The organism is Streptomyces sp. NBC_01306 (genome assembly GCF_026340465.1).
In the GTDB taxonomy this organism is placed as follows: Bacteria; Actinomycetota; Actinomycetes; order Streptomycetales; family Streptomycetaceae; genus Streptomyces.
In genome coordinates this window covers 6,335,914-6,358,265 of record NZ_JAPEPC010000001.1, presented here as the reverse complement: position 1 = coordinate 6,358,265, position 22,352 = coordinate 6,335,914, and the positions used below count along the sequence as shown (strand labels likewise).

21 protein-coding genes are annotated in these 22,352 nt (G+C 71.5%); 12 read left to right on the top strand and 9 right to left on the bottom strand.

Annotated elements, in window-relative coordinates; all coding sequences use genetic code 11:
- Positions 1-30 precede the first annotated feature (30 nt).
- The 3 genes from OG385_RS28125 to OG385_RS28115 form a co-directional block, all read right to left on the bottom strand.
- Positions 31-534, bottom strand: coding sequence for a GNAT family N-acetyltransferase (locus tag OG385_RS28125; RefSeq protein ID WP_266861215.1), 504 nt, complete (start codon positions 532-534; stop codon positions 31-33).
- Positions 535-570: 36 nt separating this feature from the next.
- Positions 571-1,065 (bottom strand): sigma-70 family RNA polymerase sigma factor, encoded by a 495-nt coding sequence (locus tag OG385_RS28120; RefSeq protein WP_266858839.1) that lies wholly within the window; start codon positions 1,063-1,065, stop codon positions 571-573.
- A gap of 103 nt (positions 1,066-1,168) precedes the next feature.
- A complete protein-coding gene (locus OG385_RS28115) occupies positions 1,169-2,338 on the bottom strand; it encodes a glycerophosphodiester phosphodiesterase (protein WP_266858837.1) in 1,170 nt (389 codons plus the stop codon).
- Between the two features lie 225 nt (positions 2,339-2,563).
- Between OG385_RS28115 and OG385_RS28110 the strand changes: the two genes are divergently transcribed.
- Positions 2,564-3,235, top strand: a complete 672-nt coding sequence (locus tag OG385_RS28110) for a 1-acyl-sn-glycerol-3-phosphate acyltransferase (protein WP_266858835.1) — start codon at positions 2,564-2,566, stop codon at positions 3,233-3,235.
- Between the two features lie 115 nt (positions 3,236-3,350).
- Here the strand turns inward: OG385_RS28110 and OG385_RS28105 are convergent, their stop codons facing one another.
- Positions 3,351-4,880 (bottom strand): MFS transporter, encoded by a 1,530-nt coding sequence (locus tag OG385_RS28105; RefSeq protein WP_266858833.1) that lies wholly within the window; start codon positions 4,878-4,880, stop codon positions 3,351-3,353.
- Positions 4,877-5,428: a TetR/AcrR family transcriptional regulator gene (locus OG385_RS28100; RefSeq protein WP_266858832.1), complete on the bottom strand. Its 552-nt coding sequence runs from the start codon at positions 5,426-5,428 to the stop codon at positions 4,877-4,879. Before OG385_RS28100 ends, OG385_RS28105 begins: the two co-directional genes overlap by 4 nt.
- Before the next feature lie 123 nt (positions 5,429-5,551).
- Between OG385_RS28100 and OG385_RS28095 the strand changes: the two genes are divergently transcribed.
- The gene (locus tag OG385_RS28095) at positions 5,552-6,496 is read left to right on the top strand and encodes a ribose-phosphate pyrophosphokinase (RefSeq protein WP_266858831.1); all 945 of its coding nucleotides are present in this window, start codon (positions 5,552-5,554) and stop codon (positions 6,494-6,496) included.
- 31 nt (positions 6,497-6,527) lie between these two features.
- Here OG385_RS28095 and OG385_RS28090 read toward each other — a convergent pair whose 3' ends face one another.
- The 3 genes from OG385_RS28090 to OG385_RS28080 all read right to left on the bottom strand — a co-directional run bounded on the left by OG385_RS28090 (position 6,528) and on the right by OG385_RS28080 (position 10,370).
- Complete coding sequence (locus tag OG385_RS28090) at positions 6,528-7,499, bottom strand: aldo/keto reductase (RefSeq protein ID WP_266858830.1); 972 nt, start codon at positions 7,497-7,499, stop codon at positions 6,528-6,530.
- A gap of 126 nt (positions 7,500-7,625) precedes the next feature.
- Positions 7,626-9,053, bottom strand: a complete 1,428-nt coding sequence (argH, locus tag OG385_RS28085; protein WP_266858829.1) for an argininosuccinate lyase — start codon at positions 9,051-9,053, stop codon at positions 7,626-7,628.
- Between the two features lie 123 nt (positions 9,054-9,176).
- Positions 9,177-10,370 carry an argininosuccinate synthase gene (locus OG385_RS28080; RefSeq protein WP_266858827.1) on the bottom strand — a complete coding sequence of 398 codons (1,194 nt, stop codon included), beginning with the start codon at positions 10,368-10,370 and terminating at the stop codon, positions 9,177-9,179.
- Between the two features lie 158 nt (positions 10,371-10,528).
- Between OG385_RS28080 and OG385_RS28075 the strand changes: the two genes are divergently transcribed.
- The 10 genes from OG385_RS28075 (at position 10,529) to OG385_RS28030 (ending at position 21,718) form a co-directional block, all read left to right on the top strand.
- Positions 10,529-11,251 carry a GntR family transcriptional regulator gene (locus OG385_RS28075; protein WP_266858825.1) on the top strand — a complete coding sequence of 241 codons (723 nt, stop codon included), beginning with the start codon at positions 10,529-10,531 and terminating at the stop codon, positions 11,249-11,251.
- Entirely contained in the window at positions 11,248-12,246 is a 999-nt protein-coding gene (locus OG385_RS28070) for an ADP-ribosylglycohydrolase family protein (RefSeq protein ID WP_266858823.1), read from the top strand. The genes OG385_RS28075 and OG385_RS28070 overlap by 4 nt, the downstream gene beginning before the upstream one ends.
- A gap of 66 nt (positions 12,247-12,312) precedes the next feature.
- Complete coding sequence (locus OG385_RS28065; RefSeq protein ID WP_266858821.1) at positions 12,313-13,779, top strand: cytosine permease; 1,467 nt, start codon at positions 12,313-12,315, stop codon at positions 13,777-13,779.
- Entirely contained in the window at positions 13,776-14,765 is a 990-nt protein-coding gene (locus tag OG385_RS28060) for a PfkB family carbohydrate kinase (protein WP_266858819.1), read from the top strand. Before OG385_RS28065 ends, OG385_RS28060 begins: the two co-directional genes overlap by 4 nt.
- Positions 14,766-14,823: 58 nt before the next feature.
- Positions 14,824-15,846 carry a bile acid:sodium symporter family protein gene (locus tag OG385_RS28055; RefSeq protein ID WP_266858817.1) on the top strand — a complete coding sequence of 341 codons (1,023 nt, stop codon included), beginning with the start codon at positions 14,824-14,826 and terminating at the stop codon, positions 15,844-15,846.
- Between the two features lie 170 nt (positions 15,847-16,016).
- Positions 16,017-17,387, top strand: a complete 1,371-nt coding sequence (locus tag OG385_RS28050) for an MFS transporter (RefSeq protein WP_266858816.1) — start codon at positions 16,017-16,019, stop codon at positions 17,385-17,387.
- On the top strand, positions 17,384-18,649 hold the full coding sequence (locus OG385_RS28045) for a CaiB/BaiF CoA-transferase family protein (RefSeq protein ID WP_266858814.1): 1,266 nt from the start codon (positions 17,384-17,386) through the stop codon (positions 18,647-18,649). The genes OG385_RS28050 and OG385_RS28045 overlap by 4 nt, the downstream gene beginning before the upstream one ends.
- A complete protein-coding gene (locus OG385_RS28040) occupies positions 18,646-19,857 on the top strand; it encodes an acyl-CoA dehydrogenase family protein (protein ID WP_266858812.1) in 1,212 nt (403 codons plus the stop codon). Before OG385_RS28045 ends, OG385_RS28040 begins: the two co-directional genes overlap by 4 nt.
- A gap of 70 nt (positions 19,858-19,927) precedes the next feature.
- Positions 19,928-20,893, top strand: coding sequence for a LysR family transcriptional regulator (locus OG385_RS28035; protein WP_266858810.1), 966 nt, complete (start codon positions 19,928-19,930; stop codon positions 20,891-20,893).
- A gap of 123 nt (positions 20,894-21,016) precedes the next feature.
- Entirely contained in the window at positions 21,017-21,718 is a 702-nt protein-coding gene (locus OG385_RS28030) for a L,D-transpeptidase (RefSeq protein WP_266858809.1), read from the top strand.
- 67 nt (positions 21,719-21,785) lie between these two features.
- Here OG385_RS28030 and OG385_RS28025 read toward each other — a convergent pair whose 3' ends face one another.
- A complete protein-coding gene (locus OG385_RS28025) occupies positions 21,786-22,343 on the bottom strand; it encodes an arginine repressor (protein WP_266858807.1) in 558 nt (185 codons plus the stop codon).
- Positions 22,344-22,352: the final 9 nt, after the last annotated feature.

Sequence of the window (22,352 nt, the reverse complement as noted above, 5' to 3'; positions counted from 1 at the left end):
GGGCGGCCCGGCGGGTTGAGCAACAGCTCCTCAGGCGCTCTTCACATACGCGCGCGCCCCGGCCTCCTTCTCCAGCGTCACCACGGTGACCGCGCCGCCGGTGCTCTCGGTCGAGACCGGTACATATCCGTGGCTGCGGTACAGCCGCAGATTGCCTTCGCTCCGGTGGCCGGTGAACAGCTGGAAGCGGCGGGCGGCCGGGTCCGCCGCGAACTTGCCCTCGATGGCGGTGAGCAGCCGGCCACCGATGCCGTGCCGCTGCATCCTCGGATGCACGATCAGCTTGGCTATCCGGGCCGTGCCCGATGCGTCCACCCCGCCGCGCACCGAGGCCACCACCTCACTGCCCAGGCGCGCCACCAGCCCGTGGCCTTCGGCGAGTTCGGCCCGCAGCGCGTCGAGTGTCTGGGTGAGCGGCTCGATGGAGTAGTCGCCGTAGAGCTCGGCCTCGCTCTGGTAACACAGGTACTGGAGTTTCAGAATCTGCTCGGCGTCCTGCGCAGTCGCCGCTGAGATGGTCACGCTCATGCCCATGTGCGCATGCCTCCCGCTCACCTGTTCACCGGATGTCTAACGCTCCTTTCCCCACCGGCCCCCGGCCGCAACCTCCGCCGTCAGCATTCTCCGCAGACATCCCAGACATCGGGAACGAACCGGCCCCAGACTCCCCTGTGACATACCCAACTCCCCGGCGATCTCCCGGTAGGTGGGGTCGGCGGGCGAGAGCATCGCGGTGAGCAGCCGGGGGCAGCGCCCGGGCGTCCGGCTGACGGCGGCCCGCACCGCGCGGCGCCGCTCGGCTGCGAGCACGGCGCGCTCGGGCCGTGCCTCGGGGTCCGCGTACGGCTCGACGGCGTACGGCAGTTCCCGTCCGGCCTGCTGCCGCGCCCGGTCCGCCTCGGCCCGTACGGCGGAGCGGACCCAGCGCCGGGGTTCGGCGGGGGTCTGCTCCAGCAGCCGTACCCAGACGGCCTGTTCGAGATCGGCGGGGTCCACTCCGGACGCGGCGGCTTCGGCGGCCGCCTCGGCAGCGAGCAGCGGGCTCAGTTCGGTGACGAGATCCATGCCGGACGGGACGCGGCCGCCGCCGGGCGCGGTTGCCCCGGCGGCGGTATTTCACCCGTACGGGAAGAGCGGGCAGGGCGGCCGGCCGGAAGAGGCCGCCGTGTCAGCGGGCGCGGTGGTCGGCGGCCGCGAGCAGCGCCGTGTCCGCGTTGTCGGAGAAGACCCCGTCGATGCCCGTCGCGAAGTACACCCGGAACGCGCCGAAGGCGTCGCCGTAGGCGTTCGGGTCCGTACCGCGCCGGAAGTCCGCGGGCAGGAAGGTGTTCTCGTTGCGCATCGTGTACGGGTGGAGGAGCAGGCCCTGCGCATGGGCGTCCCGCACCAGGGTGGTGGGCTCGGTGAGCCGACCGTCCCCGTCCTTCGGGATGACCGAGTCGAGCGTGGGGCCGATGCCCTGGGCGTAGGAGGCGATCCACTTCAGCCCTGCCGGGGTCTGGAGGTCGGCGACCGTGCGCGGGTCCCCCGACTGCACGAAGTCCCAGGGCCGGCCGGCCGGATCGGAGAGCAGCACGATGCCCGGGGTGCCGGCGAGCCGGGCGAGGCGCTGGATGGAGCTGGGCTCGAAGGACTGGACGAACTGCGGGGAACTGCGCCGGTCCCGGCCGTACTTGCGCAACAGCGCGACCAGACGCTCCTCAAGGCCGAGGCCGAGCCCGCGGAAGTAGGTGGGGTGCTTGGTCTCGGTGTAGAGCCAGACCGGCCTGCCGCGCTCACGGCCTCTCTGTTCCGCCCAGCGCAGCACCTCTTCGAAGGTGGGGACCGGCCAGCGGCCGTCGTAGAGCGTGTTGTGCTGGCGGTTGGCCGGAATACGCTCCTTGGCCCGGAGGGTCCGGAGTTCGGCGAGGGTGAAGTCCTCGGTGAACCATCCGGTGACGGCCGTCCCGTCGACCGACTTCGTGGTCCTGCGGTCCGCGAACCGCGGGTGCGCCGAGACGTCCGTGGTCGCGGAGATGTCGTTCTCATGACGGCAGACGAGGTGCCCGTCCCTGGTGGGGACCACGTCCTGCTCGATGATGTCGGCGCCGAGGTCGAGAGCGTGCTGGTACGAACCGAGTGTGTGCTCGGGCCGGTAGCCGGCCGTTCCGCGGTGACCGATGACCGTGGGCACGGGCAGGTCCTTGTACGTGGTGCCGCGACCGCCGTCCGGCGCGCCGTGGCCGGTGCCGGGTGCTGCCGCGTTCGCCGTACCGGAGAGCCCCAGCGCGGCCGTGCCGAGCACCGCCGCGCCGAGCAGTGTGCGCCGTCCGGGTCCTGTCTGTCCGCCTTGCGACATGGGCACTCCTCGCTGTGATGTCCCGCACCTGGCAACGCTGAAGGGCCCGATGGTAGGGAGTTGCGCCTAACGTGGGGTGGCACAGCGCAGAACACGGCTCGAACTCGCGTCAATACCGCGCATCAATGGGGTGAACCCGATGTGCGCCACTCCACAGCGCGCGAGTACCGTACCGACCTGCACATACTTCACCGTGGCCGCCCGGCCCCGACTCCGGAGGAACCGTTGTCCCGACTCGCACTCATCAAGGCAGTGCTCGGACCGATCATGCGTCTGATGTTCCGCCCGCGGGTGGAGGGCGCCTCGAACATCCCGGGGACGGGACCGGTCATCCTCGCCGGTAACCACCTCACGTTCATCGACTCGATGATCATGCCGATCTGCCTCCAGCGGCAGGTCTTTTTCATCGGCAAGGACGAGTACGTGACGGGCAAGGGGCTGAAGGGCCGTCTGATGGCCTGGTTCTTCACCGGTGTCGGGATGATCCCGGTGGACCGCGACGGTGGACGCGGCGGCGTCGCTGCCCTGATGACCGGCCGCCAGGTGCTGGAGGACGGCAAGGCGTTCTCGATCTACCCGGAGGGCACCCGCTCCCCCGACGGACGGCTGTACCGCGGCCGTACGGGCATCGCGCGTCTCACGCTGATGACGGGCGCGCCCGTGGTGCCGTTCGCGATGATCGGTACGGACAAGCTCCAGCCGAACGGCTCGGGCCTGCCGCGGCCCGGCAAGGTCACGGTCCGCTTCGGTGAGCCGATGGAGTTCTCGCGCTACGACGGCATGGACCGCGACCGCTATGTGCTGCGCGCGGTCACCGACTCGGTGATGGCCGAGGTCATGCGTCTGTCCGGTCAGGAGTACGTCGACATGTACGCCACGAAGGCGAAGGCCGCCTGACCCGCGCACGCCTGCTGCATACGCATACGGCGGAGGGCCACCCGGAATGTCCCGGGTGGCCCTCCGCCGTAGGCATCAGCTGTATCAGCCGTGCCCCGCAGGCGTGCGGTCCGTGTCAGACGTGCAGCTTCTGTCCCCTGAGCAGGAACCACGAGGTCACCGCCGTGGCGAACAGGACGATGGAGCCGACCGCGGCGGCCGCCTGGAAGCCGTGTGTGAAGGCCTCCTGCGCGGAGGAGAGCAGGGCGGCGCCCTGGTCGTGCGGCAGGGTCTTCGCCGCTTCGACGGCGCCGCCGAGTGACTCATGGGCCTCGACCGCGGCGTGGGCGGGGACCCCTTGCGGGATGGAGAAGCCCCGGTAGATCCCGGTGACCACCGAGCCGAGCAGGGCGATCCCCAGAGCCGTACCCAGTTCGTACGCGGTCTCGGACACGGCGGACGCCGCGCCCGCCTGGTCCTTGGGGACGCTGGAGAGCAGCACGTCGGAGGTCACGGTGAAGGCCAGGCCCGCTCCGAGCCCGCCGAAGAACAGGGCAAGCCCCAGGGCCACCACACCGGTCGACGCACTGACCCACACACAGCCCGCGAGGGCCACCGCGACCGCCGACAGACCGCCGGCCACGGCGCTGCGGACCGACGCCTTGCGCGCCAGGTATCCGGCCATCAGCCCGGTGGCGACCGCTCCCACCGCGGCGGGAAGTTCGATCAGCCCGGCGGCCAGCGGGGAGCGTCCCTGCACCAGCTGGAGGAACTGCGAGAGGAAGAACACCAGACCGGAGAGGCCGAGAATGGTCAGCAGATCGGCCAGCACCGCGCCGGAGAAACCGCGGTGGTGGAAGAGCCGCATATCGAGCAGCGGCGAATCCAGGGTCAGCTGGCGACGGGCGAACCAGAGCAGGGCCAGCAGACCGACGGCCCCGGCCGCCAGGTTGTCCCAGTGGAAGCCGTTGGCCGCCGCCTCCTTCACCGCGTACACCACCGCCATCACGCCGACCAGGGAGAGGCCCACACTGACCAGGTCCCACGGGCCGGGGTTCGGGTCGCGCGACTCGGGCAGCACCTTCAGGCCGACCAGGACGAGCACCAGCATCACCGGCAGGTTGATGAGGAAGACCGAGCCCCACCAGAAGTTCTCCAGCAGGAACCCGCCGACCACCGGACCGACCGCGGTACCGGCCGAAGCGGCCGCGCCCCAGATCCCGACGGCGAGGCTGCGCTCCTTCGGGTCGTGGAAGATGTTGCGGATCAGCGCGAGGGTGGACGGCATCAGGGTGGCGCCCGCGATGCCGAGCAGCGCCCGGGCGGCGATCATCATCTCGGGGCTGTTCGCGTAGGCGTTCAGTACGGAGATCGCGCCGAAGGCGACAGAGCCGGAGAGCAGCAGCTTCTTGCGGCCGATCCGGTCGCCGAGGCTGCCCATGGAGACCAGCAGTCCCGCGATGACGAACGAGTAGATGTCGCCGATCCACAGGAGCTGGGTGCCCGATGGCTTGAGGTCCTCGCTCAGGAAGGGCGTCGCCAGGCCGAGCACCGTCGCGTCGACCGCGACCAGCAGCACGGCGAGGACGAGCACGGCGAGGGCGAGCCAGCGGCCGGGACCGCGAGTGGCCCCGGAGTCGCTCGTCCGCCGGGTGGTACCGGTCATTGCTCCACGCTCCGTTGTGCGCCGCCGAGCAGCAACTCGGCGATCATGTAAGAGAAGTCATTGGCCGCCACCCGGCCGTCCTGTATCGCCCAGGCGCAGGTGCCGATGAGCCCGTAGAACGCCTCGGTCAGCCAGGCGGGGGTGAGGTCGATCCGGAGCTCCCCGGCCTCCTGGCCGCGCCGGAAGAGGGCGCAGACCCGGGCGTCGAGCCGGTCCCAGCCCTCGTTCACCCCTTCGCCCTCGAAGAGTTCGTTCTCGGTGACGAGGAAGGCGAGCAGCCCGGCGGCGGGCTGGACCTCGGCGATCAGGCGCCGCAGCGCCTCCACCGCCGGTCCCTCGTCGGTCCTGGCCGCGTCGAGCGCCGCCTCGAACTCCGCGATGCCGAACTCCTCCAGGGCCCTGACCAGCGCGTCCCGTCCGGCGAAGTGCCGGTGGAGGGTGGCCCTGCCGATGCCTGCCGCCCTGGCGACCTCGTCCATGGTGGCGGTCGCCTTACGGGTGAGCAGGGTGGCGGCGGTGCGCAGCACCTGGTCCCGGTCGACAGTCATGAGACAAACATAACCACAATGAGACAGCTATGTCTCATCAATATCGGCCAGTAGCATGGGCCCGGCGCGACAAGCCGGTTCGGCCGAACTTCGGCCGCCCCTCGACCACACAAGGAGCGGTTCGTGCGAGACATCGCTGTGTTCAGCGGTAGCGCCCACCCCGAATTGGCCGAGGAGGTCACCGCGCATCTGGGCGTACCCCTGAGCCCGGTGCGGGTCAACCGGTTCGCCAACGACTGCCTGGAGGTCCAGCTCCAGGCCAACTGCCGTGAGCGTGACGTCTTCCTGATCCAGCCCCTGGTCACCCCGGTGCAGGAGAACCTCGTCGAGCTGCTGCTGATGTGCGACGCGGCCCGCGGCGCGTCGGCCGGCCGGATCACCGTGGTGATGCCGCACTACGCCTACGCCCGTTCGGACAAGAAGGACGCGCCGCGGATCTCCATCGGGGGCCGGCTGGTGGCCGACCTGCTGGTGAACTCCGGGGCGAGCCGGGTGCTGGCACTGACCCTGCACTCGCCCCAGGTGCACGGGTTCTTCTCGGTCCCGGTGGACCATCTGCACGCCCTGCGGGAGCTGGCCGAGCACTTCCGCGGCTACGACGTCTCGCGCACCACGGTCGTCTCGCCGGACCTCGGCAACGCCAAGGAGGCGGCGGCCTTCGCACGGATGCTGGGCGTCCAGGTGGCGGCGGGCGCCAAGCAGCGCTTCGCCGACGACCGGGTGGCCATCAGCTCCGTCATCGGTGAGGTCGCGGGCCGCGACATCATCGTCCTGGACGACGAGATCGCCAAGGGCAGCACCGTACTGGAACTCCTCGACCGGCTCCGCGAGTTGGGCGCCAGGTCGATCCGGGTGGCCTGTACGCACGGGCTCTTCGCCGCCGGAGCGCTCAAGCGGCTCTCGGACCAGCCCGACGTGCTGGAGATCGTCTGCACGAACACCGTGCCGATACCGCCCCGTGAGCACACCGACAAACTCACGGTCCTCTCCATCGCCCCGGCGCTGGCCGAGGCGATGCGGCGGATCCACAACGGCGAATCGGTGAGCGCGCTCTTCGACGCGTCCTGAGCCCGCGCGGCGCGGGCCCCGTTCCGGTGTTTCAGTGCCAGGGCAGCTTCGCCCGCTGCTGCCAGTACGCCGCGGGCTCCTCCCGCAGTCCGGCCAGCCGCTCCAGCTGCTCGTCGCCGAGGTCGGCCACCGCCGCGTGCAGATTGGCCGACAGCTGTACGGCGGTGGCCGCCCCGGAGAGCACCACCGTCGCCCAGGGGCGGCGCAGGATCGCGGCCAGCGCGACGGCGTCGGGGGTCGTACCGGTCTCCTCGGCGATGTCCCGCAGCGGCGCCGGGGCGGCGCTGCCGGCGAGACGGCCGTTGGCCACCGCCTCCTTGACGATCACGGAGAGCCCTGCCTCGTTGGCCTCGGCCAGCGCCTCTCCGACCGAGGGGTCCAGCAGGTTGTAGGTGCTCTGCACCGCGCGGAAGAGCGGTTCGCCGCCGACCTCGACCCCGAGCGCGGCCCGGACGGTGTCCGCCTGGGCGGGGCCGCTCGTGGAGAACCCGATCGTCACGCCTTCCGCCGCGAGCGCCGCCAGCCTGGCGTGCAGTTCGGTGTCGGTCAGGGCCGGGCTGTCGGCGGTCAGGGAGTGGATCTGGTAGAGGTCGAGCCGCTCACCGAGCAGCATGCCGGTCTCGGTGCGCTGCCGGTCGAAGGTGGCGACGCTGTGGTCCTTGACCTCGTGGACCTCGGCGTCGGTGCGCCAGTCGGCGGTGTAGGTGTAGCCCCACTTGCTGCCGATCACGACGTCCTGGACGGCGGGCCTGGCATTCAGCCACTCGGCGAGGAAGGCCTCGGCGCGGCCGTAGGAGCGTGCGACGTCGAAGTAGCGCACGCCCTGCGCGTAGGCGGCGTCCAGGAGTTCATGCGTACGGCCGAGCAGGGCCTCAGGGGTCCGGTCGGCGGGCAGGTCCTGGTCGCGGCCGAGGTTGATGTAGCCCGGCCTGCCCACGGCTGCCAGACCGAGTCCGATGTGGGCCGTGGGGGTGGTCGCTGCCGTGAGGCGGGCGAAGGGCATCGGGGGCTCCCTGCGCGGATCGGGGGATGCGGTCTCTGACACCCCTACCCACGATCGCGTACGACAGCGCCCGGCACCCGGGTGGAGGTGCCGGGCGCTGTCGGACCCGGTGGCGGAACGGGAGAGCTACTCCTTGGCCGCTGCCCAGGCGTGCTGGATGACCAGGTTCGCCTTGACCTCGATGAGCTGTGCGGCGACCGCAGACGGTGCGGTGCCGCCGCGGCCGTTGCGGGAGGCCAGCGCGCCGGGCACGTCGAGCACCGTACGGACCTCGGGGGTCAGATGCTCGGAGATCTTCGCGAACTGCTCGTCCGTGAGCTGGTCCAGCTCGATGCCGTGCCGCTCGCACTCCTTGACGCACTCACCTGCGACCTCGTGGGCGACCCGGAACGGCACACCCTGCTTGACCAGCCACTCCGCGATGTCGGTGGCGAGCGAGAAGCCCGCGGGCGCCAGCTCCTCCAGCCGCTCGCGGTGCACGGTCAGGGTCGCCATCATGCCGGTGAAGGCGGGCAGCAGTACCTCCAGCTGGTCGCAGGAGTCGAAGACCGGCTCCTTGTCCTCCTGGAGGTCGCGGTTGTACGCGAGCGGCAGCGCCTTCAGGGTGGCCAGCAGCCCCGTCAGATTGCCGATCAGCCGGCCGGACTTGCCGCGCGCCAGCTCCGCGATGTCCGGGTTCTTCTTCTGCGGCATGATCGACGAGCCGGTGGAGAAGGCGTCGTGGAGGGTGACGAAGGAGAACTCCTTCGTGTTCCAGATGATGATCTCCTCGGCGATCCGCGAGAGGTTGACGCCGATCATCGCCGTGATGAAGGCGAACTCGGCGGCGAAGTCCCGCGAGGCGGTGCCGTCGATCGAGTTGCCGGCCGAGCCGCGCTCGAAGCCGAGGTCCGCCGCGACCGCTTCGGGGTCGAGCCCCAGCGAGGACCCGGCGAGCGCCCCCGATCCGTACGGCGAGACCGCGGTGCGGTCGTCCCACTGGCGCAGCCGCTCGGCGTCCCGGGCCAGCGACTGGGCGTGGGCCAGCACATGGTGGGCGAAGAGGACGGGCTGGGCGTGCTGGAGATGGGTGCGGCCGGGCATCGCCACGTCCGGGTGCGCCTCGGCGAGGCCGACCAGCGCGTCCTGGAGACCGGCGATCAGACCGCCGATGGTCCGGGCGTGGTCGCGGAGGTACATCCGGAAGAGGGTGGCGATCTGGTCGTTGCGGGACCGGCCGGCCCGCAGCTTGCCGCCGAGGTCGGGGCCGACGCGCTCCAGGAGTCCCCGCTCCAGTGCGGTGTGGACGTCCTCGTCGGCGACGGTACCGGTGAACGATCCGTCGGCGACGTCCGCCGCCAGCCGGTCGAGGCCGTCCTGCATCCGGTCCAGTTCGTCCACCGTGAGCAGCCCGGCCGTGTGCAGCGCGCGGGCGTGGGCGCGGGAGCCGGCGATGTCGTACGGGGCGAGCCGCCAGTCGAAGTGGACGGAGGCGGACAGCTGGGCCAGCGCCTCGGCGGGGCCGTCGGCGAAACGTCCGCCCCAGAGCCGGACGTCACCGGTGTTGCTGCTCACTGAGTTGCTCCTCAAGAGGGTCGGAATACGCGGCTTCCCCCGAGGCCTCAAAGGCCGGGGGGGGCCGCCTCCCCGCCGCGGAGGATCGGGGAGGCGGCCGCCGTACGGGTCGGGTCGGTGGGGTCAGGCCAGGTCGCGCTTGGCCGCGATCTTCGCGGAGAGGCCGAAGATCTCGATGAAGCCCTGCGCCTTGGACTGGTCGAAAGTATCGCCCGAGTCGTAGGTCGCCAGGTTGAAGTCGTACAGGGACTCACTGGACTTGCGGCCGGTGACGGTGGCGCGGCCGCCGTGCAGCGTCATCCGGATGTCGCCCGTGACGTGCTGGTTGGCCTCGTTGATGAAGCCGTCCAGGGCGCGCTTGAGCGGGGAGAACCACAGACCGTCGTAGACCATCTCGCCCCAGCGCTGCTCGACCTGCCGCTTGTAGCGGGCCAGTTCGCGCTCGACCGTGACGTTCTCCAGCTCCTGGTGGGCGGTGATCAGCGCGATGGCGCCGGGCGCCTCGTAGATCTCCCGGGACTTGATGCCGACGAGCCGGTCCTCGACCATGTCGATCCGGCCGATGCCCTGGGCACCGGCCCGCTCGTTGAGCTGCTGGATCGCCTGCAGGACGGTGACGGGGCTGCCGTCGATGGCGACCGGGACACCCGCCTCGAAGGAGATGACGACCTCGTCGGCCTCGCGCGGCTCCGCCGGGTTCGCCGTGTACTCGTACACGTCCTCGATCGGCGCGTTCCAGATGTCCTCCAGGAAGCCCGTCTCGACAGCGCGCCCGAAGACGTTCTGGTCGATGGAGTAGGGGGACTTCTTGGACGTCGCGATCGGGAGGTTCTTCGCCTCGCAGAAGGCGATGGCCTTGTCGCGGGTCATCGCGTAGTCACGGACCGGCGCGATGCATTTGAGGTCGGGGCCGAGCGCGGTGATGCCGGCCTCGAAGCGGACCTGGTCGTTGCCCTTGCCGGTGCAGCCGTGGGCGACCGTGGTGGCGCCGTGCTTCCTGGCGGCGGCGACCAGGTGCTTGACGATGGTCGGCCGCGAGAGCGCGGAGACCAGCGGATAGCGGTCCATGTAGAGCGCGTTGGCCTTGATCGCCGGGAGGCAGTACTCCTCGGCGAACTCGTCCTTGGCGTCGGCGACCTCGGCCTCGACAGCACCGCAGGCGAGCGCGCGCTTGCGGATGACGTCCAGGTCCTCGCCGCCCTGGCCGACGTCCACAGCGACGGCGATGACCTCGGCGCCCGTCTCCTCGGCGATCCAGCCGATGGCGACAGAGGTGTCCAGGCCTCCCGAGTAGGCGAGTACGACGCGCTCGGTCACGGGCTTCTCCTTACGGTGCAATCACTGGTAGGCATAACTATGCAGAACTCCGTATGACTTGTCAAAAGCGCAGGTGAGCGATGTCGCCACAGGAGGTCCAGAAAAGTTTTCGCCGTGAACCATGGACTGGAAGGGTGAACTCCGCTTACTTTCTAGACATGCCTGGACAGGTTCATAAGCATCACCGCATCTCACGCATCCTCGCCGAGGAGATCCGCGCCGGTGTGCACGCCGACGGCAGCAAGCTGCCGGGCGAGCACACCCTGCGGGAACGCTTCGGGGTCAGCCGCACCACCGTGCGGCAGGCGCTGAACGAGCTCGGCGAGCAGGGTCTGATCGCCACCCACGCCGGCATCGGCTCGTTCGTCACCTTCGACGGGACACCGCTGGACAACCGGCTCGGCTGGACCCAGGCCCTCGCCGACCAGGGCACCGAACTGACCACCGAGGTACTCCGGTTCGAGACCGTCACCGATCAGCGGCTCGCCGCCGCACTCGGTCTGGCGGCCACCGGGTTCATCGCCCTGGACCGCGTGAGGCGGCTGCCCGACGGGCGCGGCATCTCGCTGGAGCGCAGCCGGGTGCCCGCGGTCGGCGCGCTCGCCGGGCTGGCCGAGCGCGGCCTGGAGGACGGTTCACTGCACAAGGCGCTCGTCGCGGCGGGCCGGATCGCCGACTCCGGCGAGGCCCGGATCTCGGTCTCCGGCATCGACGAGGCCGACGCCGCCACGCTGCGCCGCTCCCCCGGTGAGGCATTCCTCCACCAGTCCCAGGTGTTCCGGGCCGCCGACGGCTCCGTCGTGGAGCAGGTCACCAGCCTGCTCGACCCGTCCCGGTTCCAGTTGCACGTCCGCACCACCGGCCGAGGAGGCCACGCATGACCGACCCGCACCAGCTCGACCGCGCCCTCGGCGCCCTCTACGGCCTCGCCCTCGGGGACGCCCTGGGCATGCCCACCCAGGTGATGTCCCGTGAGGACGTCGTACGGGTCTACGGCAGCATCACCGGCTTCGAACCCGCGCAGCACGACAACCCGGTCAGCGCCGGGATGCCCGCGGGATCGGTCACCGACGACACCGACCAGGCGGTCATCGTGGGCCGGCTGCTGGTGGAGGGCGGCGGGCACATCGACCCGCTCCGGTTCGCCGCTGAACTGCTCGCCTGGGAGAAGGAGATGAAGGCCAAGGGCTCCTTCGACCTGCTCGGCCCCTCCACCAAGGCGGCTCTCGACGCGGTGGCGGGCGGCGCGGACATCAAGGAGGCGGGCAGGTACGGCACCACCAACGGCGCCGCCATGCGCGTCACCCCCGTCGGCATCGCCTCCGCCGTGCAGCCGCTGCCCCGGTTCCTCGACCGGGTCGTGGAGTCCTGCCAGGTCACCCACGACACGAACGTGGGGATCGCGGGCGCAGCGGCCGTCGCGGCAGCGGTGAGCACCGGAGTCGCGGGGGGTACGCTGGACGACGCCTTCGCGGCGGCGGTCACCGCGGCCCGCGCGGGAGCCGCCCGCGGCAACTGGATCGCCGGGGCGGACATCTCCGCCCGGATCGGCTGGGCCCGCGAGCTGGTGAGCGGCCTGGACGAGGCCGAAGCCCTCGACCGTATCGTCGCGCTCATCGGCACCAGCGTGGCCAGCCAGGAGTCCGTCCCCGCGGCCTTCGCCGTCCTCGCGCTGACCGGTGGCGACCCCTGGCGCAGCACCCTGCTCGCCGCCAACCTCGGCGGCGACAGCGACACCATCGCGGCCATCGCAGGCGCCGTCGCCGGGTCCGTGCGCGGGCTGGCGGGCCTGCCGCCCGATGCCGTACGCACGCTCCGGGCCGTCAACGGCCTCGCGCTGGAGCCACTGGCCGACGCGCTGCTCGCGCTCCGCTGAGCCCCGCGTTCCCCCGTTCCCGCATCGCCCCCATTCCCGCAACACACCGTGCAAGGAGGTTCCGTCATGGCCGCTTCAACGAAGAACGATCGCGTCGGCACCGTGGAGACCCGGGGGATCGAACCGGTCCCCGACAGTGAACGCCATGGCCGTGCGAGCCAGATGTTCTGGACCTGGTTCGCCGCCAATATCTCGCTCCTCGGGCTGCCGCTCGGTGCGACGCTGGTCGCCTTCCGCGGCCTGAACATCTGGCAGGCGGCGCTGGTCGCCGTCGTGGGTTCGTTCGGCTCGTTCGCGCTGGTCGGCGCGTTGAGCATCGCGGGCCAGAAGGGCGGAGCCCCCGCACTCACGCTGTCCAGGGCGGTCTTCGGGCAGCGCGGCAACGCGGGTCCGACCCTGATCACCTGGCTGAGCCGGGTGGGCTGGGAGACGATCACGACGACCACCGCCGCCTACGCGCTCCTTGCGCTGCTCGGGGTCGCCTTCGGGGTGCACAAAAACACCGTCCTCACCGTGGTCTGTCTGCTGGTCTTCATCGCCTGCACCCTGCTGATCAGCGGCCTCGGCCACGCCACCATCATGTGGATCAACAAGTGGGCCACGGTCCTCTTCGGCGTACTGAACCTGGTCGTGATGGGTTTCCTGGTCGCGACCGTCGACTGGTCCAAGGTGCTGCACACGCCGTCCGGACCCACCAGCGGTGTCATCGCGGGGATCGGGTTCATCGCGGCGGGCACCGGCATCGGCTGGGCCAACGCGGGCGCGGACTACGCCCGCTACCTCCCGCGCTCGGTGCGGGGCTCCCGGCTGATCAGCGCGTCCGCCTTCGGTGCCGGTATCCCGCTGGTGCTGCTGATCTCGCTGGGTTCGCTGCTGACCGCGGGCGACCCGGCCCTCGCCACGGCGTCGGACCCGGTCGCCGCCATCAACGCGATGCTCCCGTCCTGGATGGCGATCCCTTATCTGATCGCGGCGTTCGGCGGACTCCTGATGTCCAACCACCTCTCCACCTACTCGGCCGGCCTCACCATGATCACGCTGGGGCTGAAGGTGCCGCGGGCCGCCGCGGTGCTCGTCGACGTCGTCCTGATGTTCCTCGGCGGCATCTACTTCATGCTGGTCGCCGGTGACTTCTACGGGCCCTTCTCCACCTTCCTGACCCTGCTGGCCGTGCCGATCTCCGCGTGGATCGGGGTGATCGCCGTGGACACGCTGCGCGGCCGTACGTACGACGACGCGGCCCTGATGGACACCACCCGCACCAGCGGTTACTGGTACACCGGCGGCTTCCGGCTGCCGGCCGTGCTCGCCTGGGTCGCCGCGATCGTGGCGGGGCTGCTCTTCACCGAGGCGTCCACCGGCAAGGACGACGTCTGGTTCTCCGGCCCGCTGGCCGGAAGCTGGTTCGGCACCAACGGCCTCGGCTGGGCCGTCTCCATGGCGGTCGGCGCCGCCGTCTACTTCCTGGCCGGCCGCCGCTCCCCGGTGACCGCCGCCGTCCCTGAGCCCGCCCTTGAGGAGGCCGTCCGATGAACCCCCGCCCGCTCACCCCCCGCCTGGTCCTCGCCGGAAACGTCATCGTGGACCTGGTGATCGAGATCCCCGCGCTGCCCGAGCGGGGCGGCGATGTCATCGGCTCGCACGTGTCCCGGACGGCGGGCGGCGGGTTCAACACCCTGGTCGCGGCCCGCAGGCTCGGTACGGACGCGGTGTACGCGGGGCTGCACGGTACGGGCCCGCACGGCGATCTCGTACGGGAGGCGCTGGCCGCCGAGGGCGTACGGACCGTGCTGCCGGTCCGCGAGGACGGCGACACCGGCTTCTGCGTGGCGCTGGTGGACGCCGGGGGCGAGCGCACGTTCGTGACCAGCTTCGGGGTCGACGCCCGGCTGACCGCGGCGGAACTGGCCGTGGTGGCCGGGCGGCTCAGGGACGGCGACCTGGTCCAGCTGTCCGGGTACGGCCTGGTCATGCCGGTGAACGGCCCGCTGCTCGCCCGCTTCACCGGCGGACTGCCGGCCGGGGTCACGGTCTGCTTCGACCCGGGCCCGCTGGTCGCCGACATCCCCGGCGAGATCCTGGATCCGGTCCTGGCACGGGCCGACTGGCTCAGCTGCAACGCCCGCGAGGGGCGGCTGCTGACCGGGCACGCGGATCCCGGCCGGGCCGCCGCCGCGCTGCGCGAGCGGCTCCCGGCCGGCGCGGGGGTGCTGGTGCGCGCGGACAAGGACGGCTGCGTGCTGGCGGCGCCGGGTGCTGAGCCGGTCCATGTGCCGGGCTTCGCGGTCGAGGCGGTCGACAGCAACGGTGCGGGCGACGCCCATGTCGGGGCGTTCCTCGCCCTGCTCGGCAGGGGTCTCGACCCGCTGTCGGCGGCACGCGGCGCCAACGCGTCGGCGGCCTGCGCGGTGACCCGGCGCGGTCCGGCGACCGCCCCCGGCCTCGCGGAGCTGGTGGCGTTCCTCGGCGACGACCCGCTGGCGGAGCGGCTGGCCGCGCTGCCCGCACAATCGATGTAAAGACCACATAACGAGACGGGATTGCGGCGGAGTGCGCGAGCAGCGTTGCATCACTCAGGTGCAGAACGAACAAGTGATCCAGGAATCCGCCGGTACGACCGGCACCGCCGGCGCCACCGACCGGGCGGCCCGCCGCGCGGTCACGGTCTTCCCCGTACTCGTCCTGGTGGCGGGGGCGATAGGCCTGGCGTCCCCGGACACCTTCGCGGGGTGGAGCGTCTCCGTCCCGTATCTGCTGGGCGTGGTCATGTTCTGCATGGGACTGACCATGACCAAGGTGGACTTCCAGGGTGTGGCGAAACGGCCGTGGGCCGTGGGGCTCGGCCTGGTCGCGCACTATGTGATCATGCCGGGACTCGGCTGGCTGATCGCCCATGTTCTCGGTCTCTCGCCGCAGTTGGCGGCCGGCGTCATCCTGGTCGGCTGCGCGCCGAGCGGCACGGCGTCCAACGTGGTCACCTATCTGGCGCGCGGCGACGTCGCGCTCTCGGTCTCGGTGGCCACCGTCTCGACGGTCCTCGCCCCGCTGGTCACGCCGCCGCTGACGCTGCTGCTCGCGGGCGCCTATCTGCCGGTCGACGCGGGCTCGATGATGACCGACATCCTCAAGACGGTGCTGCTGCCGGTGCTGGCGGGACTGACGGTTCGGTTCCTGGCGGGCCGTTACGTGGACCGGGTGCTGGGCGCGCTGCCCTGGCTCTCGGCCGTCACCGTGGCGGTCATCGTCGCGGTCGTGGTGGGCGGCAGCGCGACGGCGATCAAGTCGGCTGCGGCGATGGTGCTGCTGGCCGTCGTCCTCCACAACGGTCTCGGCCTGCTGCTCGGTTACGGCGCGGGCAAGGCGGCCGGTCTCGGGAAGCCGGGGAGCCGGGCGATGGCCTTCGAGGTGGGTATGCAGAACTCGGGCCTGGCCGCTTCCCTGGCCACCGCCCACTTCAGCCCGCTGGCGGCGCTCCCCGCGGCGATCTTCTCGGTCTGGCACAACGTGTCCGGGGCCCTGGTCGCGGCCTGGATGTCGTACCGGTCCCGGAAGGCGGAGACCGCCGCGGCTCCGGTGCCGGACGCCCTTCGAACCGGCTGACCGCGGCCACACCACCCCCTCGCCCGACGCCCACGCCCGGCTGCCGCGCGGGGTCACTTCGGAATTGCCGAAGTGACCCTGAGCCGATCCGGCCTTGTTCGCCCTCCCGCACCACGGTGTGCTGTGTGACGCACGGCACGTTCCCGTAGCCCAAGTGTCCGGAGGTGAACATGAGCGCAAACACGGCACCGCGGGCGATCCCCGAGCAGGACCTCACGCGAAACACCCGCGCAGGCGTCCCGGCGAGGGACTGGCTGATCATCGGCCTGTTGCTGGCCTTCTTCACGTTGAACTTCGCCGACAAGGCCGCGATCGGTGTGGCGGCTCCCGACATCGAGGCCGACCTCGGCCTCAGCGCGAGCCAGTACGGCATGGTGTCGAGCTCCTTCTTCTGGCTGTTCGCGGTGGGCGCGGTCCTGCTGACCGTGGCCGTCCGCCGGATCAGCTGGCGGTGGTCGGCGGCGCTGCTGATGGCTGCCTGGCTGGTCAGCATGGCCCCCCTGACGGCGCCCACCACGCTCGGTGTGCTGCTCATGTCGCGGATCGCCCTGGGGTTCTTCGAAGGGCCCGCGTTCGCGCTGTGCCAGTCGATCGTCATGGACCGGTTCGCCCCGCAGCGGCGCGCGTTCGCCGGCGCCGTGGTCAACTCCGGTTCGTCGCTGGGCCCGCTGGTCGCGACACCGGCGCTGACCTGGCTGATCGTGACCTGGAACTGGCACACGGGGTTCGCCGTGCTGATCGCGGCCGGTCTGCTCTGGTTCGCGGTGTGGCTGTGGGCGACCCGGCACGAGCCGGGGGCGCGGCGGCTGCGCATCACCGGCGCCCGCCCCTCGGCCGTCGCCGACGATCCGAACGCCGGCATCGATGTCCCCTTCGTCTCGCTGCTGCGGAACCGCAGTTTCTGGGGGGTGGCACTGCTCTGCTCGTCCGGTTACCTGATCACGTCGTTGAAGGTGGCCTGGCTGCCGTCCTTCCTGCACCAGGGCATGGGGTACTCGCAGTCGACCGTCGGCCTGCTCGCCACCCTGCCGTACGGGCTGGACATCGTGGTCCTGCTCGCCGCCGGGCTGGTGTCGGGCAGACTGCTGAAGGCCGGCTTCTCCTCCCGGGTCGCGCGCAGCCACCTGACGATGGGCCTGCTGTGCGTCTCGGGCCTTTCGATGATCGTCTTCAGCCGGCTGCCGCCGGGCGGGCTCCAACTCGCGCTGGTGGTCGTCTCCTTCTCGATCAACAGCGTCGCCTTCGCGATCACCTTCGCCGGAGCGGCCGACTTCCTGCCCCGCAAGCACCGTGCGGGTTTCTTCGGGTGCAGCAGCGCCCTCTACAGCCTCGCCGGGATCGTCGCGCCCTGGGCGCTCGGGGCGGTCGTGGATGCCGGTACGACCGTCGCCGACGGCTACGACCACGGCTTCCTGCTCACAGGTATCGCGATCTGTGTCCTCGCGGTCGGCGGCGGCCTGCTCCTCGACCCCGCCCGTTCACGCGAGACCCTGCTCGCCGAGACCGCCCGGCGCCGGGCGACGAAAGGGGTGACCCGATGACCACCGCCCACCCGGCCGGGTCCCGGCCGCTCACCGGACTGCGGGTGGTGGACTTCGGCCAGTTCATCGCCGCTCCCGGCGCCGGACAGAACCTCGCCGACCTCGGCGCGGACGTCGTCAAGGTCGAACCACCGGCCGGTGATCAGGCGCGGCGCGTCGGCACCTTCGGGATGGCGATGGTACGGGCGAACAACCGGGCCAAGCGGAGTCTGGCGATCGACCTGCGGGCGCCGGGCAGCGGCGAGATCGTCGCGGACCTGATCGCCACGGCGGACGTGCTGCTGCACAACTTCCGCCCCGGCGTGGTGGACCGGCTGGGACTCGACGCCGCCACCCTGACGACCCGCCACCCCCGGCTGGTCTACGGGTTCGTGAGCGGATTCGGTTCCCGGGGCCCTTCGGCGGCCCAGGCCGGGCTCGACATCGCCGCCCAGGCCGAGTTCGCCGTCATGGACCTCACCGGCGAGGCCGACCGCGACCCCCAGCGGGTCGGGTTCGCAGTCACCGATGTCCTGGCCGCGCAGGCCCTGACCTCCGGGGTGCTCGCCGCACTCCTGGCACGGTCGGCCGACGGGCGCGGCCGGGTGGTCGAGACCTCGCTGATGGAGGCGGTGGTGCACGCCCAGGCGCCGCAGTGGACGGAGCACGGCATGACCGGCCGGGCACCGCGCCGCCGCGGCAACGGTCAGGCGCTGGCCGCGCCCGCCGCCGACCTGATCCGTACGCGCGACGGTGGAGCGCTGGTGATCTCGGCGTACACCGTGGAGAAGTTCGCGGCGCTCTGCGAGGTCATCGGCCGTCCCGGGCTGGCGTCCGACGCCCGCTTCTCCTCGAACTCGGCCCGGGTCGCGCACCGGGACGAACTCCTCGCGATCCTGCACGCCACGCTCGGCCGGCTGGACCGTGCGGGAGCCCTGGAGCGGCTGCGCTCGGCCGGCATCGTCTGCGGCGCGGTCCGGAGCTTCGACGAGATCACCACGGACCCGGACCTGCTCGCCTCCGGGCTGATCGCCGACTGCCGGGGCCCGGAGGGTACGGACGGCCGGTACTCGGCGCCCACCACGCCGTTCTCCCTCGACGGCCACCGTCTTTCGACATCCGCGCCGGCCCCGGACACCGGCGAGCACACGGGGCGGATCCTGGCCGAACTGGGCCGGGACGAAACGGAGATACGCGAGCTGATCGCACGCGGCGTCGTGGCCGGAGCGGCACCCGGCGCACCGAGCGAACTGTCCGCAACCCTGACGAAGGAGATCGCATGATCGACCGTGAAGTCCTCGACCTCGACTTCGACGCGTACCTCGGGCGGGTCGCCGAACTCACCGACGACGTCCTCATCCCCGCCGAAGCGGAGATGGTGGAGGCCGGGGAGGTCCCGGGACATGTGATGGAGACCCTGGCCCGCACGGGGCTGTTCGCGATTTCCATTCCGCGGCGGCTGGGCGGGCTCCAGTGGAACATGGCTCAGCAGGTCCGGCTGACCATGGAGTTCACCCGCGCCTCCTGCGTCTACCGGTCCCGGTTCGCCTCGGTGGTCGGACTGTGCTCGCAGGCCATCCTCGACCACGGCACCGAGCAGCAGCACAAGCGGATGCTGCCGGGCATGGCCGCCGGTGAGCTGATCACCGCGTTCGCGCTGACCGAGCCCGAGGCCGGCTCGGACGCGGGCTCGCTCACCACGACCGCCCGGCGGGCCGGGGGCGGCTGGGTCATCGACGGCCACAAGCGCTACATCACCAACGCCCACTGGGCCGACGAACTCCTCCTGTTCGCCCGTACCGGCACCGTGGAGGAAGGTGCGGCCGGGGTCTCCGCGTTCCTGGTGCCCCGCCGGAGCCCCGGCCTGGAGACCCGGCTTGCCACCCGGATGAACGGGCACGCCGAGGGCCCGGTCGCCGAGATCATTCTGACCGGGGTGGAGGTGGACGGTTCCGCGCTGCTGGGCGACACGCTCGGCGGCGGCTTCGCGGCGGCGCTGCGCGGTATCAACCACGCCCGGCTGCACGTGGCGGCCACCTGTGTGGGCCAGGCCACCCGGATGCTGGAGGAGACCGCGGCCCATCTGCTGGAGCGCAGGCAGTTCGGGGCGCCCCTCGCGGATCTGGGCGCGGTGCAGGCCGACCTCGGCCGGTGCTTCGCCGATCTGGAGGCGGCCCGCGCGCTCACCGTCGCGGCGGCGGACAGCTTCGACAGCGGCACCGTCCCCCGGCACCGGATCACCGCGGCGAAGCTGTTCGCCTCGGAGATGGCGAGCCGGGTCGGCGACCGCTGCGTCCAGCTCCTGGGCGGAGAGGGCATCGTGGGCGACCACCCGGTGCCCCGGATGTGGCGGGACGTGCGGGCGCTGCGGATCTACGAAGGCTCGTCGCCGGTCCACGAGCGCAACCTCGGCCGCGCGGTCACCCGCCAGGTCGGGGCCTGTGGCTCCCTGCCCGACACCTATCGTGTGACCGGCAGGCGGGCGGCATGAGGGGCACCGCACCCGTCCGCCGGCCGCCGGGCCGACGGAGCCCGTGAACCCAGCAGGAGGGCAGGGACAGGTGGAGCTGAGGCAACTCGAGTACTTCCTCGCGGTCGTGGACCAGGGCGGTCTCGGACGCGCAGCGGAGCACCTCTATCTCTCCCAGCCCTCGCTGTCGAGCGCGATCCGCTCCCTGGAGCGTGAGCTGAAGGTGACGCTGTTCCACCGGACGGGACGGCGGCTGGTCCCGACCTCGGCCGGTCTTGAGCTGGTGCCGCCGGCCCGCCGGGTGCTGGAGGATCTGGTGGTCGTCGAGGACACCATGCGGCGTGCCCGGGAGGTGCAGGGCGGTGAGCTCACGGTGGTCTGCACCCCCGACATGTCGGGCGAGGCGGTGGCCTCCTGGGCGGGCAGCTTCACCCGCAGCCATCCCGCCGTGCGGCTGGTCATCCGGGAGGTCGGCTCGCAGCAGGAGATGGCCGCGGCGGTCGCGGAGGGCCAGGCCGAGCTGGGTTTCGCGCTGGCATCGAAGCTCCGCAGCGATCTGACGTTCGTCGAACTCGGGGTGCAGCGGCTCCTGCTGGTACGTCCGCCCGGCAGCCGCCCCGCCCCCGGAGGGGCGGCGATCGAACTGGCCCGCATCGGCGATCTCCCGCTGGTCTGCCGGCAGGTACCCAGGCACGAGGAGGACGCCATCCAGCGCGCCCTGACCGCGAACGGCGTCGACGCGACGATCGGGGCCACCGTGCCCAGCCGGTCCGCGCAGCTCACGTTCGTGCTCCGGTCCGGGTTCCAGGCGTTCCTTCCCCTGCGGATGTGCCTGACCGCCCTGGACGCGGGAGCCGGCGTACTCGAAACGGTGCCGGCCATCGAAGCCCGGTTCGGCGTGGTGCACCGTACCGGCGGACTCGCCCCGGCCGCACGGCAGTTCATGACCGATGTCCAGGAGGCACTGAGCACCTGGTACCGCGCCATCGACCGGCACCGCGGCGAGGGGCTCGGCCTGATCGACGCACTGGTCGCGAGCCGCGACTCGACACCCTGAGCCGGCCACCTGCCCGCTCACGGTCTCGCGCCGGGGCCGCCGCCGACCGCCCGGGCACTGCCGGTGGGCCGTACGGAGCAACAGCGCGGGCGGGCCGGCCGGCCGCCGCGTACCGTCCGGACCATGCGCAGATTCCTGGTGGCAGGTTCGGTTCTGCTGGCCGTCGCGGGTTCCCTCGCGGCCCTTCCCGCCGGTGACGGTCCGCTGCCCGGACAGCTCGCCGACACCGGCGGCGGCTCCCAGCTGATCACCGTGGAGGCCGCGACCCTGCACTCCACCACCGGCACGCTGAGCTGGTGGGACCTGCGCGACGGCACCTGGCGCGAGGCCGGCTCGTCACCGGCCCGCTTCGGCTCCAAGGGGCTGGCCGACGGCGCGACGCGCAGACAGGGCACGGCCACCACACCCACCGGCATCTACGACCTGCCGTACGCGTTCGGGATCAAGGCGGCCCCCGCCGGGACCCGTTACCCCTACCGGGCGGTCAACGGGAGTTCCTGGTGGTGCGAGGACAACGCGTCCCGTGCGTACAACCGCTGGGTGGACCCGCTGCCCGCGGACTGCCGGGCCAGTGACGCGGAGCGGCTGATCACCTATCCGACGCAGTACGCCCGGGCGCTCGTCATCGGCTTCAACTACGCCCGGCCGGTGCACGAACGGGGCGCCGGGATCTTCCTGCATGTCAACGGCAGTGGCGCGACCGACGGTTGTGTGTCCGTACCGGCGGCCGCGATCGACCGTATCCTCACCTGGGCCGCCCCCGGGAGCCGACCGCACATCGCGATCGGCACCCGGTCCGGGCCGACAGCCCTGACCCGTTACTGACGGCCTGTCACTGACGGCCCGTCACTGACGGAACCGAGAAGAAGCATCCGGCCGGGGCCGCGGGTGCTCAGCGCGGGTTCTGCGCCAGCCGCAGGAGATGGTCCGCGAGTGCCTGACCGCCCGCCGGGTCCCGGCTGATCAGCATCAGCGTGTCGTCCCCGGCGATCGTGCCGAGGATGTCGTGCAGTTCGGCCTGGTCGATGGCCGATGCGAGGAACTGGGCGGCGCCCGGCGGGGTGCGCAGCACGACCAGATTGGCCGAAGCCTCCGCCGAGATCAGCAGCTCGGAGGAGAGCCTGCGCATCCGCTCCTCCTTGGCGGACTCGCCGAGCGGCGCGTGGGGGGTGCGGTAGCCGCCCTCGCTGGGCACCGCGTAGATCAGCTCACCACCGGTGTTGCGGATCTTCACGGCGCCCAGTTCGTCGAGATCGCGGGAGAGCGTCGCCTGGGTGACGCTCAGCCCGTCGTCGGCGAGGAGCCTGGCGAGCTGGCTCTGCGAGCGCACCGGCTGCCGGTTGAGGATGTCCACGATCCGGCGGTGGCGTGCGGTCCGGGTCTGCGGGACCGACGGCCCGCCGTGCTCGGTGTCCTGCGCCTCGTGCTCGGTCTGCTGCGCCTCGGTCATCGTCGCCTC